Origin of the sequence: Paraflavitalea sp. CAU 1676, assembly GCF_029223285.1 — a bacterium.
GTDB lineage: Bacteria > Bacteroidota > Bacteroidia > Chitinophagales > Chitinophagaceae > Paraflavitalea.
The window spans coordinates 257205-274725 of sequence record NZ_JARHUJ010000002.1; the positions used below are offsets into that span (position 1 = coordinate 257205).

Annotated in this window: 13 protein-coding genes; 7 read left to right on the top strand and 6 right to left on the bottom strand. The window is 50.1% G+C overall.

Features of this window, described 5'->3' with window-relative positions; genetic code table 11:
• Positions 1–31: 31 nt before the first annotated feature.
• From P2H89_RS05820 to P2H89_RS05835, 4 genes are all read right to left on the bottom strand, one after another.
• Positions 32–709: a type 1 glutamine amidotransferase domain-containing protein gene (locus P2H89_RS05820; protein ID WP_275825629.1), complete on the bottom strand. Its 678-nt coding sequence runs from the start codon at positions 707–709 to the stop codon at positions 32–34.
• 55 nt (positions 710–764) lie between these two features.
• Entirely contained in the window at positions 765–1784 is a 1020-nt protein-coding gene (locus P2H89_RS05825) for a bestrophin family ion channel (protein WP_275825630.1), read from the bottom strand.
• A 33-nt stretch (positions 1785–1817) separates the two neighbouring features.
• Positions 1818–2564, bottom strand: coding sequence for a type 1 glutamine amidotransferase domain-containing protein (locus P2H89_RS05830; RefSeq protein ID WP_275825631.1), 747 nt, complete (start codon positions 2562–2564; stop codon positions 1818–1820).
• Positions 2565–2653: 89 nt separating this feature from the next.
• Positions 2654–3493 carry an antibiotic biosynthesis monooxygenase gene (locus tag P2H89_RS05835; RefSeq protein ID WP_275825633.1) on the bottom strand — a complete coding sequence of 280 codons (840 nt, stop codon included), beginning with the start codon at positions 3491–3493 and terminating at the stop codon, positions 2654–2656.
• Between the two features lie 286 nt (positions 3494–3779).
• Here P2H89_RS05835 and P2H89_RS05840 point away from each other — a divergent pair, with 286 nt between their 5' ends.
• Positions 3780–4526 carry an SDR family oxidoreductase gene (locus tag P2H89_RS05840; RefSeq protein ID WP_275825634.1) on the top strand — a complete coding sequence of 249 codons (747 nt, stop codon included), beginning with the start codon at positions 3780–3782 and terminating at the stop codon, positions 4524–4526.
• 128 nt (positions 4527–4654) lie between these two features.
• Entirely contained in the window at positions 4655–5695 is a 1041-nt protein-coding gene (locus P2H89_RS05845) for a zinc-dependent alcohol dehydrogenase (protein WP_275825635.1), read from the top strand.
• A 55-nt stretch (positions 5696–5750) separates the two neighbouring features.
• Here the strand turns inward: P2H89_RS05845 and P2H89_RS05850 are convergent, their stop codons facing one another.
• Together P2H89_RS05850 and P2H89_RS05855 are read right to left on the bottom strand one after the other, a co-directional pair.
• Positions 5751–6317, bottom strand: a complete 567-nt coding sequence (locus P2H89_RS05850) for a hypothetical protein (RefSeq protein WP_275825636.1) — start codon at positions 6315–6317, stop codon at positions 5751–5753.
• Between the two features lie 25 nt (positions 6318–6342).
• Entirely contained in the window at positions 6343–7008 is a 666-nt protein-coding gene (locus P2H89_RS05855) for a hypothetical protein (protein WP_275825637.1), read from the bottom strand.
• 60 nt (positions 7009–7068) lie between these two features.
• Between P2H89_RS05855 and P2H89_RS05860 the strand changes: the two genes are divergently transcribed.
• The 5 genes from P2H89_RS05860 to P2H89_RS05880 all read left to right on the top strand — a co-directional run bounded on the left by P2H89_RS05860 (position 7069) and on the right by P2H89_RS05880 (position 17348).
• Entirely contained in the window at positions 7069–7665 is a 597-nt protein-coding gene (locus P2H89_RS05860) for a sigma-70 family RNA polymerase sigma factor (protein ID WP_275825638.1), read from the top strand.
• A gap of 45 nt (positions 7666–7710) precedes the next feature.
• The gene (locus tag P2H89_RS05865; protein WP_275825639.1) at positions 7711–8922 is read left to right on the top strand and encodes a FecR family protein; all 1212 of its coding nucleotides are present in this window, start codon (positions 7711–7713) and stop codon (positions 8920–8922) included.
• 134 nt (positions 8923–9056) lie between these two features.
• On the top strand, positions 9057–12458 hold the full coding sequence (locus P2H89_RS05870) for a SusC/RagA family TonB-linked outer membrane protein (RefSeq protein WP_275825640.1): 3402 nt from the start codon (positions 9057–9059) through the stop codon (positions 12456–12458).
• A 96-nt stretch (positions 12459–12554) separates the two neighbouring features.
• Positions 12555–15671: a SusC/RagA family TonB-linked outer membrane protein gene (locus P2H89_RS05875; protein WP_275825642.1), complete on the top strand. Its 3117-nt coding sequence runs from the start codon at positions 12555–12557 to the stop codon at positions 15669–15671.
• A 36-nt stretch (positions 15672–15707) separates the two neighbouring features.
• A complete protein-coding gene (locus P2H89_RS05880; RefSeq protein WP_275825644.1) occupies positions 15708–17348 on the top strand; it encodes a SusD/RagB family nutrient-binding outer membrane lipoprotein in 1641 nt (546 codons plus the stop codon).
• Positions 17349–17521: the final 173 nt, after the last annotated feature.

Genomic DNA, 17521 nt, shown 5'->3' on the forward strand with positions numbered 1-17521 from the left:
AATAATCTGTATTAAGGTTCATGAATGGCGGTTAGCTCATGCCTTCCAGTATAGCCACCACCTTTTCGCCGACACCCTTGGCAGAGGCTGGGTTTTGACCCGTTACCAGTTTTCCGTCGGCAACACTGTTGGCCGTCCAGGGTGGGGTAGTGTGGTATACAGCTCCTTGTTTGGTAAGCGCTGTCTGCAAATCGAAGGGAACATCGGCTCTCGCATAATTGTCCTCTTCCGCTGTCGTAAAAGAGGCAATGTTCTTACCTTTTACGAGATATGTACCGTCGCTAAGCGTAACATTCAGCAATGATACAGGGCCGTGACAAACTGCCGCAACGACTGCACCCCGGTCCCAGGTTTCTCTGATCACCTGCTTAAGAAGCGGCGCTTCCGGCATATCCACCATGGGTGCCAGTCCGCCCGGCATAAAGATGGCATCATAGGTACTGACATCCACATCGGAAAGTTTTTTAGCCTTTTGCATCGTGACCCAACCCTTTCCAACCAAGAACTTCAGGTTGTCGGGGTCGTCGGCGAGGTTCAGTGCATCCAAATAAGGAGTGTCGCCCGACAAACTGGCGAAGTCGATCTGGTAGCCGGCTTTGTCGAATTCCGCATAAGGATGTGCTACTTCTGAGAGGAAGTTGCCGGTTCTTCTGTTATGAGGACCTATCGTGTTGGCATTGGAAACGACGATCAGAATTTTCTTTTTCATTTTAGCTGATTTATTTATAGTCAATAGATACGGCGGTATGCGGCGAAGCCAGCAATCATAGCAAAACAGCTCCTTTCGGCTGGATAGGCTGGGGGATATCCGGCATGCCCAGCATCTGCAGCATATCGATCTCAATGGCGCGGCAAATGGCAAGCATGGGTGTGTCATTATGTAATCCTTCGAATGGGTTTTCGGAATAGTCGCCGATCATTTCCATGACGACATAGACCCATCCAACAATCGCCCCAGCCGGAATGCTGAGCCAAATGCCCGCATTGCCCAACTTGCTGAATTCGCCGATGATCCCAAAGGGGAGGAAGAATATGAAAATGCAGACGAACAGGAAGCTGAAGCTGGCGTATTTGCGGGGAAAAGGCGCCTGCTTGATCCTTTCTGCATTGCCCTGTAGCTCGTAGGTCGACTTAATGGTCGCTTCCAGATCTATTTGCTGGATCATATTGATGGCCTTGCGTTCGTAGAGCAGCTGGATCATTTCGGTTTGTTTGTCCAGTAATTGTGCTGCTTTGTTGTTGTAGCCGAGCAGGCTCACCTGTTCTTCATTCGTTAAATACTGTTGATGGGCGACCTCCGAGAGCTCTGCCGCGTATTGCTCGTTCAGTTTTGCGCGCCTTCGGCGGTTACAAGGGCCGCTGGTGCGGCTTTCGGGGCTCACATGTTCCCAGGGCGTTGGTTGCAGCAGCTGTTCCCTGAGCAGGTAGAGATAGGCAATGTGCCGGAATATGATCTGTTTTCTGATGGCTGCACCATCGTCAGCAGGCATTTCTTCCGTTCGATAGTGCTTGATCATCGTTGTGAGTTTTCTGCTTTCATTTACCAGGGCACTCCATATTTTTATCCCTCCCCATAACCTGTCGTAAGCATGGCTGTTCTTAAAACCCACGTAAAATGCTACGGCCGTGCCTATCAATGCCAGGGGTAGCCAGGGAAATGATAATTTACAATGGGTGAAATAACATATACCTGCTACCAGCGACATCCAGGCGGTTAACCACCATAAATGGTATCCGGCAAATTCATAGATGAACCTCAGCGTAAGCGTTTTCTTTACTATCATAGCGATGGGGTAAACAGTGAAGAAGACTTGCGGTTATTGCTTTTTTACCAGCCAGTCGGCCACCGCCCGGGAGAAATCAGCTACGTCGATGGGGTGCCTGCTGGTGATGAGATTACCATCTACCACCACCGGCTCGTCCGATAACTGGCCTCCCGCATTGATCAGGTCGGAATGTACATTCCAATACCCTGTGAGCTTCCTGCCTTTCAAAATATTGGCTGTTGCCAACACGACAGGGGCATGACAAATGGCTGCCACTAATTTTCCTGCCTGGTTGAATTGTTGTATGAAGCGGATCACGTCTTTGTCAAAGCGAAGGTTATCCGGATTCCAGGCGCCGCCGGGAATGAATATGGCATCGTAGTCCTCTACTTTTATCTGATCGGCGGTTCGATCAACCTTTATCCACCCCACGGGGTTGAGGTATTGAATAGCCATGATATGATCTTTTGCCATTTCGGGCATCGTGAGTCCGTACCTCTCAGGAGCTGGGTTGTATTTGGGAGCCACCACGTCGACTTTGGCGCCCAGTTCCCTGAAATACCACAAGGGCCCCAGTAGTTCAATTTCTTCGAAGCCGTCTGCTGCGATCACAGCCATTCTTTTTCCCTGCAGCTTCGTTTTGTTCCCGACGGGTGTGAGGAAAAAGCTTTTCAGCTTTTCGTTGCCCGGTGCATTCAGCATGGCCGGCATCGACAATCCCGCCACAACGGGCTGGGTCGATAGTTTCGTAAGCATGTCGAATTCTTTCGTTGCCGTATTTTGGGCGTTGCCTGACATAACAATGATTGAAACGGTGAAAAATAGTGTTCCTTTTTTCATGGCTAACTCCTTTAGTGGTTTTATCGTTTATAATAGCATGCTGTGTTTCAATAACTCCTATGTAGCGGAGCCAGTTCAATCAGCCTGTGTAGCCCCTTCTCAAAAGGCGGTGCTGTAATAGATGTTTGCAGGAATTGCAATACGGGTTCAACAGCGGATTCCTTCAGGTGTTCCCGGAATGCTTCCTCACTGCGGAATTTTTCATAAGTGATAAACTTTGTTTTGTCAGCTATCGACTGGCAAAGTTGATAGGTGATCACGCCTGGTTCATCACGAAATGCCGGCATGGCAGCGTGATAGAGCTTTTTGAAAGTATCTTCCGTACCCTTTTTAGTATCCACGAATAACATAATTGTCAATGGATGATCATGGGCGGCTGGCGTCCTGCGGTAGGCTTCATCGGGCAGCGGTTCCAGGTCTGCTACGAGGTAGGTTTGCGCTGGTGACTCCAGCCCTTCTTTAGCTAATGCCTTTATATGTCTCGCTACCGGGCTTTCTTCGTTTTTTTGAAGGGTTTGATTGTTGTCCCATCGTTCGATGATCCACAGGGTGGTTGAGTCTCCTTCCTCGTAATAGGCTTCCGACATAATATTGCCTGGAGTTTTCAAAGAGCTGAATACATACCTGGTCAATGCTTCCCAGAACACTTCCTGGTAAGCTTGTTTTACGTTGTATTGGATAAGTCGCACGGATGCCTGATAATCACGGAGCCCATGATTTCCCGTATCTTCTTGTACCAGGTCGGTCTTGTATTGTTCGCTTGATGGAGAACCGAAATCAGATGTGGCGAGTGAGCAGAGAGGCGCTTTGATCAACTCCACCAGGAAAGACAATGCCGCGATCCAACGTCCTGTAGAACTTTTAAGTGGAAAATAATTGCTGTGCATGTTGACTGATTTGACTACTCAAAATTGAAAATAACAGCAGTGCCAAACAAATAACCAGAGTTATAGGTGCCCTTACTTTTCTTATGGCTTTCGATTGCGGGAAAATATAGGATTGCTCTGTAGAGCGTGAACCGTGAATGTCATCGCTTTAGATATCGTCAATGCAGGGGCTTATTATTTTTTGGATACCTGCTATCAGCGATGTGATTTTAATATGCTGTCTCTGGATTTGATCTTTGACTGGGAAAGCGATTCATCGGAAAACAACTACTAAATCATAACGTACATGGAAAATCCACTACAAAACAAGGTGATCGTTATTACAGGTGCGAGCAGCGGACTAGGGGAGGCAACCGCAATATATCTGGCGGCAAAAGGAGCCAGCGTGGTATTGGGGGCGAGGCGGGCCGACAGACTGGAGGCGATCGTTGCTGACATTACTGGAGCGGGAGGAAAAGCGACGGCGCTTGTTACAGATGTTACCAGGGTGAATGAAGTGCAGAATCTCGTATTGAAAGCGATTGCAACTTATGGCAGGATCGATGTGATGATCAATAACGCCGGGATAATGCCTATCGCGCCAATGGTAGAGTTAAGAACCAGCGAATGGGACTCCATGATCGATATAAATGTTAAGGGGGTGTTGTATGGCATAGCCGCTGCCTTGCCTTTTTTTGAAAAACAAGCGGAAGGACATTTTATTAACATCGGTTCCGTTGCAGGGGTCAGGGTATTTAGTCCCGGTGGAACAGTATACAGTGGTACCAAATTCGCCGTCCGGGCCATCAGCGAAGGATTGAGACACGAGGTGCATTCAAAAGGTATCCGGACTACTGTAATTCAACCGGGAGCAGTAGACTCCGAACTGAAATTCAGTACCGCCCATCAGCAAAGTGCCAAACAGGTTGCTGAGTTTTATAAAATGGCAATTCCCGCAGATACCATTGCACGTGCCATCGCTTATGCGATCGAGCAGCCAGCCGACGTAGATATTAACGAGATCATCCTGCGGCCAACCGTTCAGGAGTTTTAAAACCCCGCTTTCATTCCCTTCCTTTTCAACGACTACCGTTAGCGAAACTCCGGCATTTCCGATGCCGGAGGGCAATGGATTGCGCATGCGTTTCTTAAACTGGATTATATCATCAAAACAGGAAAAAGATGTTACCAAAAAAGATGAAAGCAGCGGTGCTGCATGAATTTGGGAAGCCGTTAAGTATTGAAGAAGTGCCCGTAAAGCCGCCCAAGGACAATGAGGTGGTCGTAAAAGTAGTTGCTTGTGGTGTTTGCCACAGTGATGTGCATGCAGCCAATGGCGAATGGCCTATAAAACCCAAAATGCCACTGATCATGGGGCATGAATCGATCGGGTATGTGGCTGCTATTGGCGCCGATGTGAAGAACCTGAAAGAAGGGGATGTTGTGGGTATCCCCTGGTTGAACGGGGCCTGCAATTGCTGTCACTATTGTGGCCAGGGCAGGTCGGCGCTGTGCGTAGATCAGCAAAACAGCGGCTATACGGTGGACGGCGGCTATGCAGAATATGTTACAGCCAATGCAGCTTATGTGGCCCGCTTTCCCCAGGGTGGTTTCAACTTCACAGAGATGGCACCGGTGCTTTGCGCCGGCATCACCGTGTACAAAGGTCTTAAAGTATCGGGCTTGAATCCTGGTGAATGGGTGGGGATTTCTGGTATTGGCGGCCTGGGCCATCTGGCCGTGCAATATGCAAAAGCATTAGGATACAGGGTAGCAGCCATCGACGTGGATGATAGTAAACTGGCGCTTGCCAAAGAAGTTGGTGCCGACATTACGGTCAACGCCAGTAAGCAGTCGCCAGACGACTTCCTTAAAAAGGAGATTGGCGGTGTACATGGTATGCTGGTAACGGCAGTAGTGAACGAAGCCTTTAGCCAGACCCTCCGCGCGATTCGACCGGGCGGTACAATGACCATGGCCGGCATTCCCGACGGCGCATTGCCGGTCTCTGTTTTCGATGCCTGCATGGGGGAGATCATCGTGAGGGGAACACTTATCGGTACTAGGACAGAAATGCAGGAAGCCATTGAACTGGCTTTACAAGGGAAAGTTAGAACAAGAGCGACCGGAGCCAAGCTGGAAGACATCAACGATATCCTGCCCAGACTGCATCAGGGCAAGATCACAGGGCGTGTAGTGCTGGAAATATCGGATCCATTGTAGAGAACAAGGAGAGCCCGCAAGGTGATGACTAACTGTTGTCACCTTGTTCTTTTTGTTAATTGGGTGATATCGACGAATCCGGCGCACACTTATTCAAGCTGAACTTTGCCTCCTCAAACTTTACCCAGCATCCATCATTGGTGCTGTCTTGAACTTCCGTGTCGATATGCCTTACCAGGATGGGCACTGTTGTAAACCTGTAGAGCTCGTACGTTACCAGCTCGCCGCCTATTAAGTCCTGGTGCAGGACCTGGTTAACACGATAGCGGCCCGTGGCCCAGCGTTCTTTTGTCGTAATACTGCCAGCGAAAGCAGCACCCACAGAAACGATTCCTCCTACTACCAGGAGCGTTATCGATATCATTATGGAGGCGAGCGTCTTTCGTCCTATATCTGCTATCCAGATGGCAAACGCACAACTCATGCCTACGATGATAAAGATGTCGTAAATATGCGCCACTGCGTATTTGAGACCGAAAAGGGCCGGTAGTAGTGGAGCCAGGGAGCACCACAGCACTATTTTCAAATTCTTTCGTTGCACGAGGTTGTGCAGTAAGAGGCCAAGCAAAGGAAAAATAAAAAGCAGCACCTGCAAGCCGCTGTGCTCCATCATTGATTTCATAGTGGTTTAGTGTTAGGGTTTATCATTATGCCATCGGTTCCAGGTCTTCTTCCCAATATCTCTTCTCCATCAGTTTCCCGTCTACCATCAAATTGTACATACAGGTTTGCTCATTCATATGGTAAAAACGATCCATGATATAGCCGATCCGCAAGGTACGCACGCGGGTATTGAGGATCGTGCGTACTTTTTGTCCGATCGCGAATGCAAAGCGCGTTTCTGTATGGGGCGGTTCGAACAATTGCCCGATCTGTAAACAAACCGCTGCCGGCGCCGCCGCGGTGAGCTGGCGCATCACGTCGGCAAACAAGTCATCTCGCCATAGCTTGATTTTCCATAATGGGACAGCCTTCTGCAGGTTACCGGCGCCTCCGCGCTTCCTGTAGACTACCTGAAAGGGTATGCCATCCTGGCCTGACTCTCCTAATGTTATGGTTACGGCTCCTCCCCGGCAGGGAAAGACCTGCTCACGCTGTTCGTCGGTTATTCTGTTGTAGGGATCACTTAACTGGTTATAAAATGCAATAAGCTTTTTGAGGGGTAGGAGGTCGGTGCCTTTCCAGCTGATGGATTCGCCAAAACCCACCTGCATGGTGCCGGTACAGTACAATTTATCCTTCACTGTCCAAGTCGCATCGGGTCCTGATGCCCTATTGCCCCTTTTTATTTTGATTTCTATGCCTTCAAACATGGTGTACGGTTAAAACGGAAGCATTATTTATTTATTTTTATTGCAAATGGATCGCCGCCTGTGAATATCCCCCATCTACTGCCAGACGAGAAATTGCTGTTCGGTCAAATTGCCGACGGTGATGAAGCTGCTTTCCGCAAGCTGTTCCAGGCCTATATGCCCATGGTGTTCCCGATGATCGCGCAGGTCACCAAATCGGGACCGGCAGCCGAAGACATCATCCAGGAAACTTTTTTGCGTCTTTGGGTTCACCGCGACAAACTTAAAGAAATCCAACAACCGAGGGCCTGGATCCTTCGCATCGCCTATTTTCAGGCTTTTACCTACCTGAGAGACCAATCCATTCATTCTAAAGCCATCGATAAGCTGGCCACCGTTGATGAAGTGAACCAGGCGGATACCGACCTGCAAATGATGTTCAGGCATACGGAAGCCCTGGTACGCAGAGCAGTCGACGAACTGCCCAAGCAGCAAAAGCAGGCCTATCGGCTCAGCCGGGAAAGCGGCTACAAAACAGCTGAGATCGCCCGGGCCATGAACCTGTCGGAACAATCGGTGAAGAATACACTCGTGCGGGCCCTGAAATTCATCCGGGACTACCTGGAAAAGGCTGGCTATGCGCTGCTGGTGCTTTTTTTAATGAACAATAGGTACTAATAAGAAACAAACGCGTCTTTTATAACTGTAAAATCGTGCAGCAACATGTTAAGCGACCCTCAATTGAAGGAATTACTGGATAAAGCATTGGCCGGCAATGCCAGTGGGGAAGAATTGTCTTCCCTGGCCGAAGCTTTGAAACAGGATGATTCCTTTGTGCTCACCGATCAGCTGGCTGCACGGTTAAATAGCGCGACTACCACAATTGCCCTGCCCAGCCAGGAGCGCATGACCATGATGGCTGATGCGATCCTCTGCGCGGATAAACTGCCCGAACAGGAGACAGGCTCCAAGGGCCGCGTGATCGGCTGGTGGAAATGGACAGTCGCTGCAGCAGTGCTGGCAGCCGTTGCCATCACAACTTATTTCATGTGGCCTTCGGCGAAACCGGCTGCAGATCCTGTGGCTACAGCCGAACCGATCGTGGCACCCGGTATCCAGACAGGGAATAATAAGGCGCGTCTCATCCTGGCCGACAGCTCTTCTATCCTTTTGGACTCGATCGGCACTGGTAAAGTTTCGCGTCAGGGACAGGTGGAGATCGCCAAGCAAAAAGATGGTCAGCTCCTGTATTCGACCGCCGGTAATGCGGCAACTCCGGTTACTTCGGGGGAGCTGCTCTATAATACGATCGCTATTCCCCGTGGTGGTCAATATCAACTCATATTGGCCGACGGTACGAAGGTTTGGCTCAATGCCGCTTCTTCGCTTCGTTTTCCGGTGGCTTTTGCTGCCGGCGAGCGCCGGGTGCAACTGGATGGGGAGGGGTATTTTGAAGTGGCCAAAGAAGCCAACCGGCCCTTTATCGTGCAAACCAAAACGGCCGATGTGCAGGTGCTGGGCACCCACTTCAATGTATTCGCTTATGCCGATGAAGCCTGGAAGACGACGCTTTTTGAAGGTAGTGTAGCCGTAAAGCTCCTCAGTTCCCAAGCCATTCTAAAGCCGGGTAACCAGGCGATCGTTAAAGCCGGGGGCAATGATATTACTACCGTGAGGGATGCGAATACGGAGGAAGCCATCGCCTGGAAAGAAGGCTACTTTCATTTCAACGATGCAGATGTGGTCTCTATCATGAACCAGCTTTCGAGGTGGTATGATGTGGATATCATCTATAATGGGTCGGTTAAATCATCTCTCTTCACCGGTAAAGGACGCATCAACCGGAACATCAAGTTGTTGGGGGTGGTCAACGCCCTCAAGGAAGGGGGCATCAAATGCAAGATCGATCAAAATAGGCTCGTGGTATATCCTTGATAATTAACTTACTGCATTAACTGCTTGTCTGGCACAGGGCCAATGGACCATAAAATGGATGATTTTTTATGGTAACATGTCCAAAACATATAAATTGCTACCGCTGTACGAAATTTGTATTGTAAACTGCTGGAATGCGGGTCAATATTGCCTTGCTTACTACCTTACTACTGCTGCTCTCCCTGGACAATTATGCCCAGAAGATAACTATTGTGCAGAAGGGAGTTGCACTCGGTAAGGTGTTCTCGCTCATTCAACAACAAAGCGGCCTCTCGCTCTTCTATGACAGCCGCCTCTTCAAAGACGATAAAAAGATCGACATCGATGTGAAGGATGCTTCCGTAGAAACGGTGATGGATCATTGTCTCAAAGACCTCCCATTTACTTACGTCATTACCGACAATATCATTGTCATCAAGGAAAAGGTGGTGGCGCCTCCTGCAGAAACTAAATACCTACTGACCATTTCAGGAACGATCCGGGGTAAAGACAGTGTGGCCCTGCCCGGTGCTACGGTAATGCTTAAAGAGATCAAACGAGCTGCGCAAACCGATGGTGACGGCCAGTTTACGATCGAACATGTGCCGCCTGGTTCTTATACTGTATTGATCTCCTTTGTGGGTTACGAATCTATTCAGCGCCCGATCTCCGTTTCAGAACGTACGCCCGCCATTGTCGTTACCTTACCCAAAACGGAAGATCGTCTGGATGAGATCACCGTCACTGCGCTGGGGCTTACGCGTAAAACACGTTCGCTCACGTATGCCACCCAAAAAGTATCGGGCGAAGAGTTCAGTACCGTCAAGAACACGAATATCCTCAATAGCCTCAATGGTAAAGTGAGTGGGGTACAGGTGAATCGCACTACGGGTGGCCCGGGTGGTTCCGTGCGGATCGTATTGCGCGGTGATAAATCGACCCGCAACAGTCAGCCGCTGTATGTGCTGGATGGTTTGCCCATCGTGAACCCCACCGGCGGACCGGTGGCTGGTCTTTATAATGATGCGCCCGATGCCGGCGATATTATCAGCGCCATCAATCCCGATGATATTGAAAGCGTGAGTATATTGAAAGGGGCTGCTGCTTCGGCCCTGTATGGCAGTCAGGGGAGCAATGGGGTGGTACTCATTTCAACGCGCGGGGGCAACCCGGGTGCGGCCCGCATCAATTTCTCCAGCAGTGTTACCGCAGAACAGCCCATCGTTTTCCCGCAAACCCAGTTCAACTATAAGCAGTCGGCCGTAGGCGATGCTTCGAGCCCGGGTAGTGAAGACAGTTGGGGCGATGCGGGCGCTACGACGCCCAACCGGGATTATGTCAAAGACTTTTTCCAGACAGGCATTACTTTTATCAACGGCATCAACATCACCGGCGGTACGGCCAAGTCTTCGCAATACGTATCCTATTCCAACACCCGCAACAAAGGCATTCTGCCTACCAGCGATTTCAAGCAACATACTTTGTGCTTCCGGCAAACCGGAAAGTTCCTTAATGACAAGCTGGTCTTTGACGGCAGTTTCCTGGGCAGCATTCAAAATGCCCACAACAGGCTTACACCCGGCATTTACTATAACCCTTTAACGGGGCTGTACCTGATGCCCCGTGGTTTTGATTTCAACGATTTCAAGCAGTTCGAATACCTGTCACCTTCCCGTTACCTCTACGCGCAAAACTGGTGGAATATCAATTATGAGAAGGACCAGGCGAATGGCGGCGGTTGGGGCGGCCAGGATTACCAGCAGAATCCGTACTGGGTGATGAACCGCAATGTGGTGAAGACCCGTAACCAGCATGCCTGGCTTTCGGCCTCCTTAAAATATTACTTCAACAGTGCCCTTACACTCCAGGTTCGTGGTTATGTGAATCATTTCGTGAACGAGTATGAGCGCAATATCTACGCTACCACGCAGGCTACTTTGTCGCGTGTGAACGGGGTGCTGCACACGATCGAGACGGCGAACACCACGGCCTATGGCGATCTTTTATTGAGCGGCAGCAAGAACCTGAGTGCAGACTGGGACCTGAACTTTACAGGTGGCGCTTCGCTCCAGCATCACCAGGGGACTATGTTGTCGATTGCCGGTTCGCCCACCGTGCCCAATGTTTTCCTGGAGTCGGCGCTAGACAAGGCGACCATCGATATCCGCAACTTCAATGAAAAAACGAATAGTCCGGCCCGTAAGGAAGTGCAATCAATTTTTGGTACTGTGCAGGTGAGTTACCGGAACAAGCTATTCTTAGACCTCTCGAACCGGAACGACTGGTCATCGACGCTGGCGAACACGCCGTCGGAAAAGAGCGGGTACAATTATTTCTCCGCCGGTGCGGCCGTTGCCTTACATGAAATGTTTACGCTGCCGGCTGTGCTGGATTATTTGCGGGTGCGCGCTTCGTACGCCGTAGTGGGTAATGATATCGCGGCGTTCAGCAGTTACCCCCTGTATACGTTTACCCAGGGCAATGCGACGCCTCCGGGCAGTGCGCCGGTCCAGTTGTTGCCGGGCCATGCGCTGAAGCCAGAGACGAACCGGTCGCTGGAGATCGGTTTGCAATGGAAAACCCGTGAGAACAAAGTTCAGCTGGATGCCTCCTGGTATAAATCGAATATCGAGCACCAGTACTTTAAAGGGGTGGCGCTGCCGCCGGGCATTGGCTCTGGTGGGTATGCCGATATCAACAGCGGCAATATCCGGAATATGGGCATCGAGGGCAGCCTGCGCATCAATATTGTGCAACGGAAGGGTTTTGAATGGAATACGATCATTAATGTTTCGCACAACAGCAATAAGGTGATCGAATTGTTTGACCCGGCCATTGTGCCCAGCAATTCGCCCAACCAATTGTACCGGCTACAGGGAGGCACGGGAGGCTATGACGGCATTCTGAAGCAGGGTGGATCGTACGGCGATTTTTATGGCAGTGGTTATCAGCGCGACGCGCAGGGCCGCATTATCATGAACACGGTTTCGGGGCTGCCCCTGGTGGCGGATGACCTGTACCTGGGTAATCCGAACCCGAAGGTGATCGTGGGCTGGCAGAACAGCTTTACGATCAAAAACTGCACGTTCAGCTTCCTGATCGATGGGAAGTTTGGCGGGAGGGTGCTCAGCATTGCAGAAGCCTATATGGATCAATTGGGTATCAGCAAGCGTACGGGCGAGGTACGGGATAACGGTGGCCAGGTGTACCTGAAGGATGCGGTGAGCGAGAGCGGACAACCTTACAAGGGGGGAATCGACGCGGAGACTTATTATAAATATATAGGCGGAAAAACGCCGCTGGCCGAAGCTTATATGTACGATGCCACGGCCATCCGTTTGCGGGAGCTGTCGGTAGCTTACCGGCTGCCGCTGCGTAACAAGAAAATTGGCGATATCCGCCTGGGCCTTATTGGCTGTAACCTCTTTTTCCTGAAGCGGAATGCGCCATTCGACCCCGAGCAGGTGGCGGGCGTAAACCCCGGCGGGGTGGGGGTCGATGTTTTTGGGTTGCCTGCTTACCGGAGCTTCGGTATGAGCCTTCAATACACGCTTTAAAAAAAGGTTAATTTTTTTTGTGTACCGGTAGGTACTCTTTTTTTGCTGGTGAGTCATTTGGGAGGACAAAACATCAAACCTCTAAAATGATTGCTTATGAAACAATCTCTCCTTGGTTTCCTGCTGCTATTATTAACCCTTTCGGTTTTCTCCCAGAGCCGTATCGTTTCGGGTACGGTATCCGACGCGCAGGGGAAGGCCGTAGCTGCAGTAAGCATTAAAGCAAGACTCAGTGGCGCCGGCACGGTATCTAACGACAATGGCCGCTTTTCGCTGGCTGTATTGGAAGGTGATTCGCTCGATATTACCTCTGCAGGCTATGCGAAGATGGTGGTGCCGGTGGGCTCCGGCAGTTCGCTCAACGTTTCTTTGTTGACGGACGCCAAGAACCTCGAAACGGTGGTAGTAACGGCTTTGGGTATTACCCGGAAGTCCCGTTCACTCACCTATTCCACGCAAAGCGTGGGTAATGAAGAACTCAGTACGGTGAAAAATACCAACGTATTGAACAGTCTTAACGGTAAGGTGGCCGGTGTGCAGGTGAACCGTACCTCGGGTGGTCCCGGTGGTTCGGTGCGCGTCACGTTGCGGGGTGACAAATCTACCCGTAACAGCCAGCCGCTATACGTAATTGACGGTATGCCTATCGTAAACCAGATCGGTGGTCCCGATGCGGGCCTATATAATGGTGCGCCCGACGGTGGTGATATCTTAAGTACGCTGAACCCAGATGATATTGAATCGATGAACGTGCTGAAAGGCGCTTCTGCCTCGGCGCTGTACGGCAGCCAGGGCAGTAACGGTGTAATCCTGATCACTACCAAGAAAGGTAAAAATGGTACTGCCCGGCTCGATTTTTCGAGCAGTGTGACCATGGATAAAGTTTCTGTGTTGCCAGAATTGCAATATGAGTACGCTCAAACGACGCCCGGTACGGCTACTTCTCCCGGTAGTGAAGATTCCTGGGGGGCGAAAGGCGCTGTTAACAACTCCGGCGATTATGTAAAGGATTTCTTCCAGACCGGTATTACTTTCATCAACAGCCTGGCCCTCACAACAGGCAATGACCGTTCTACCAACTATCTGTCTTATTCCAATACAGACAACAAGGGTATTTTGCCTGGGAGCACGTTGAAGCAACATACGCTGACCTTCCGCCAAACGACCCGTTTGCTGCAGGATAAGCTGATCCTCGACGGTACATTTACCGGCAGTATCCAGAAGGCGCATAACCGTATGACGCCGGGTATTTATTTCAACCCGCTTACCGGTTTGTACTTAATTCCCCGCGGACAGGAGTTCAGTAATTTCAGGGACAACTACGAATATTTTTCTCCTTCCCGTTACCTGAATGCACAGAACTGGTGGAATATCAACTATGATAAAGACCTTGCCAACGGTGGCGGCTGGGGTGGACAAGACTACCAGCAAAACCCCTACTGGGTCATGAACAGGAATACTGTTGATACCCGTAACCAGAATGTATTTGCCGCCCTGAGTGCCAAATACCTGCTGAGTTCCTGGCTGTCGGTTCAGGTACGCGGTAATATCACCAATTTCATTGCCGAATACCAGCGCGATGTGTATGCTTCTACCCAGGGTACCCTTGCGCGTTTCAATGGTAACTACAACTCAACCCGCACTAATACTACCAACCTGTATGGTGACATCTTGCTGCTCGGTGATAAGCAACTGAGCCAGGACTGGGGCTTAAACTTTACATTGGGTGGTTCTATTCAGGATCAAAAGGGTAAGATGCTGATCGTAAATGGCTCGCCAACGGTGCCCAATGTGTTCCTGGAATCGGCGCTGGATAAGGCAACTATCGATGTCCGTAACTTCGACAATGGCAATCCGGCTCAAAGAAGGGTAAATTCGGTATTTGGATCACTTCAATTGAACTGGCGTAATAAACTGTTCCTGGACTTCAGCGACCGTAACGACTGGTCTTCGACGCTGGCCTGGACTCCATCCGAAACGAAGGGTTATAACTATTATTCTGTTGGTGTGAGTGCGGTGTTGAGCGATCTGTTCACTTTACCGGCTGTTATCAATTTTGCGAAGCTGCGGGCTTCTTACGCTGTGGTGGGTAACGATATTAATGCCTTCAGTTCAAATCCCCTGTACACTTTTAACCAGGGTGGTATCTCGAACCCTCCCGCCAGCCAGCCCATCAGTAATGCGCAGGGTGTCGATATCGACCTGAAACCTGAACGGAGCAAATCGGGTGAAATAGGTTTGCAACTGGGCTTTATGCAAAACAGGTTGACTGTCGACCTCGCCTGGTATAAGTCGAATACGTTTAACCAATACTATAGCGGACTTGGATTGCAGGCGGCTACCACTAAAACCGATATCAATACCGGTAATATCCAGAACTCGGGGTTAGAAGCTTCGGTATCCTACAAGGTGTTGCAGTCTAAGAAGCTGAGTTGGACTACCACTGTTAATTTCTCAAGAAATAAGAATACGATCGTTCAGTTGTTTGACCCGGCCGTGGTGCCCGGCGCCGACAAGAACTCAACCTACTACCTGGGAAGCAGTGGTAACTATACGGCACTGCGTCAGGACGTGCCATTCGGTTCCTTGTTTGGACGTACCTTCCAACTGGATCAGCAGGGTAGGATGATTGTGGATCCCAGTAACAAGTATCTGCCTGTATTCGTAGATAGTTTCTTTGCCAATCCCAATCCGAAGTTTATACTTGGTTGGAACAACAGCTTCTCGTTTGGACGTTTTGGCGCCAGTTTCCTGATCGATGGCAAGTTCGGTGGCGATGTATTGAGCATCACACAGGGCTACCTGGATCAGTTTGGTGTTAGCCAAAGAACGGCTGATGCAAGAAACAATGGCGGTAAAGTAAAGATCGAGAATGCAGTTGATAATGCAGGCCATGCCTGGAGCGGGGAGATCGATGCTGCTACCTATTATCGCCACATTGGTGGTAAAACACCTGCCGGTGCGGCTTATAGTTACAGCGCTACGGTTGTAAGAATGCGTGAAATATCTATTTCTTACCAAATACCTGTTGAAGGTAAAGTGATCAAGAGCCTGCGGGTGGCTGCCATCGGCAACAACCTGTTCTTCTTCAAGAAGGATGCTCCTTTTGATCCTGAGCAGGTGGCTGGTGTAAATGCCGGTGGTGTGGGTATCGATGCTTTCGGTTTCCCTGCTTACCGCAGTTATGGTCTTAGCTTAAAATGCTCTTTCTAAACCAAGGTATTTCTGAACCGATTAAATGAAACAACTATGTTAAAAACATCCCTATATAAATTTACTGCGGCCTGCTCTATTGCGGCATTGCTGGGAACGGGCTGTACCAAAGACTTCCAGGATATCAATACCAACCCGGCGGGGGTAACCGACGATGTTTTCCTGGCCGATTTCCAGGCTGTTATTCTGCCCCTGCAAAATGGTCAGCGCAACCTGGTGCATTATGTGAACTGGCAGTACCAGTTACAGCAAAACCTGAATGCCGATATCTATAGCGGCTATATGATGACGCCAACGCCCTTCAACGGTGGCAACAACAATAGCAACTATTTCATGATGGATGGCTGGAACGAATGGGTGCTCAACATCGCTTATGATGGTGTGATGCAGGCAACTTCCGACTTCAATAAATACAGCCTGGGTTATAAGACGGCCGATCTGTCGGACGCTGCGGCCATGGCCAAGATCATCAATGTGATCGGCATGCACAAAGCGGCTGATATATTCGGACCGATCATTTATACCAAATTCGGTAAACCAAACGCAGACCTTTCTATCGACTATGATTCGCAGCAAGGCGCCTACCAGGCTTTCTTTGCGGACCTCGATGTGGCTGTTGCCAACCTGAAGCCTTTTGTGGCCGGCACCAAGAAGGTGGGTACCGCTTTTAAGAAGGCTGATATGATGCTGGGCGGCGATCCTGCCAAATGGTTAAAGCTGGCGAATACCATGCGGTTGCGTCTTGCGCTGCGCCTGGCCTATGTTGATGCTGCTACGGCCAAAACACAGGGTGAAAAAGCTTTGGACCCTGCCAATGGTGGATTGCTATCTGCTGTTGCGGACAATGCGCTGGTAGTATACGGTACTGAAAGCCCCATTGGTGTGATCATCAATGACTGGGACGATATCCGCGCGGGTGCGCCTTTGAGTTCTTTATTGAACGGTTATAGTGACCCACGTGCTTCTCACTACCTTTCTACGGCTTCTGACGCGGCTGTTAGCGGCCAGTACATTGGTATCCGCAATGGCGTGGCCATCGATGCCAAAGCGCGTTACTCTGGTTATTCCAAGCCTATTGCCAAAGGGGCCAGTGCCGACTACTTCGATAAAGCGGGTGGCCGTGCCAAGATCGCTACTTCGGCTGAGGCCTGGTTTCTGCGGGCTGAAGCTGCGTTGCGTGGTTGGACCAATGCCGGTGATGCACAAACTGCCTATGAAACCGGTATCGACCGCTCTTTCGAAGAGTGGGGGGCAGGTTCTGCGGCTGCATACAAAGCAGACGATACGAAGAAAGCAGCTCCATATGTAGACCCTAAATCACAGGTAGCTGGTGCCAATAACGTGCCTGCTGGTAATGCCAACTTAAGCACTATTACTATTAAATGGGACGGAGGTGCCTCGAATGAACTGAAGCTCGAGCGCATCATTACCCAGAAATGGCTGGCTCTGTATCCCGATGGTCAGGAAGCCTGGAGCGAGTTCCGCCGCACAGGTTATCCTAAGCTGTTCCCGGTGGTGACGAATAACAGTGGTGGTACTGTAACTGGGTTCATTAAACGCCTCCCCATTCCTTCCAAATTCAAGAATAGCAATAAGACTGGCTATGATAAGGCCGTTGCTACGCTCGGTGGCCCGGACAATGCCGGTACCAAAGTTTGGTGGGATAAGAAACCATAATCACTCAACTCTATTGATCAAGTAACGGCGAAGCCCGGGCCTTTCCCGGGCCCGGGCTTCGCTTTGCTATTGGCTGAACTTTTAACCGATCTCTTCATATTAAAAATATATGGCCTATGGATCTACCCTTGATCGTGCCCTGGTACCTTATCTAATTCATCTTAAACCAATTT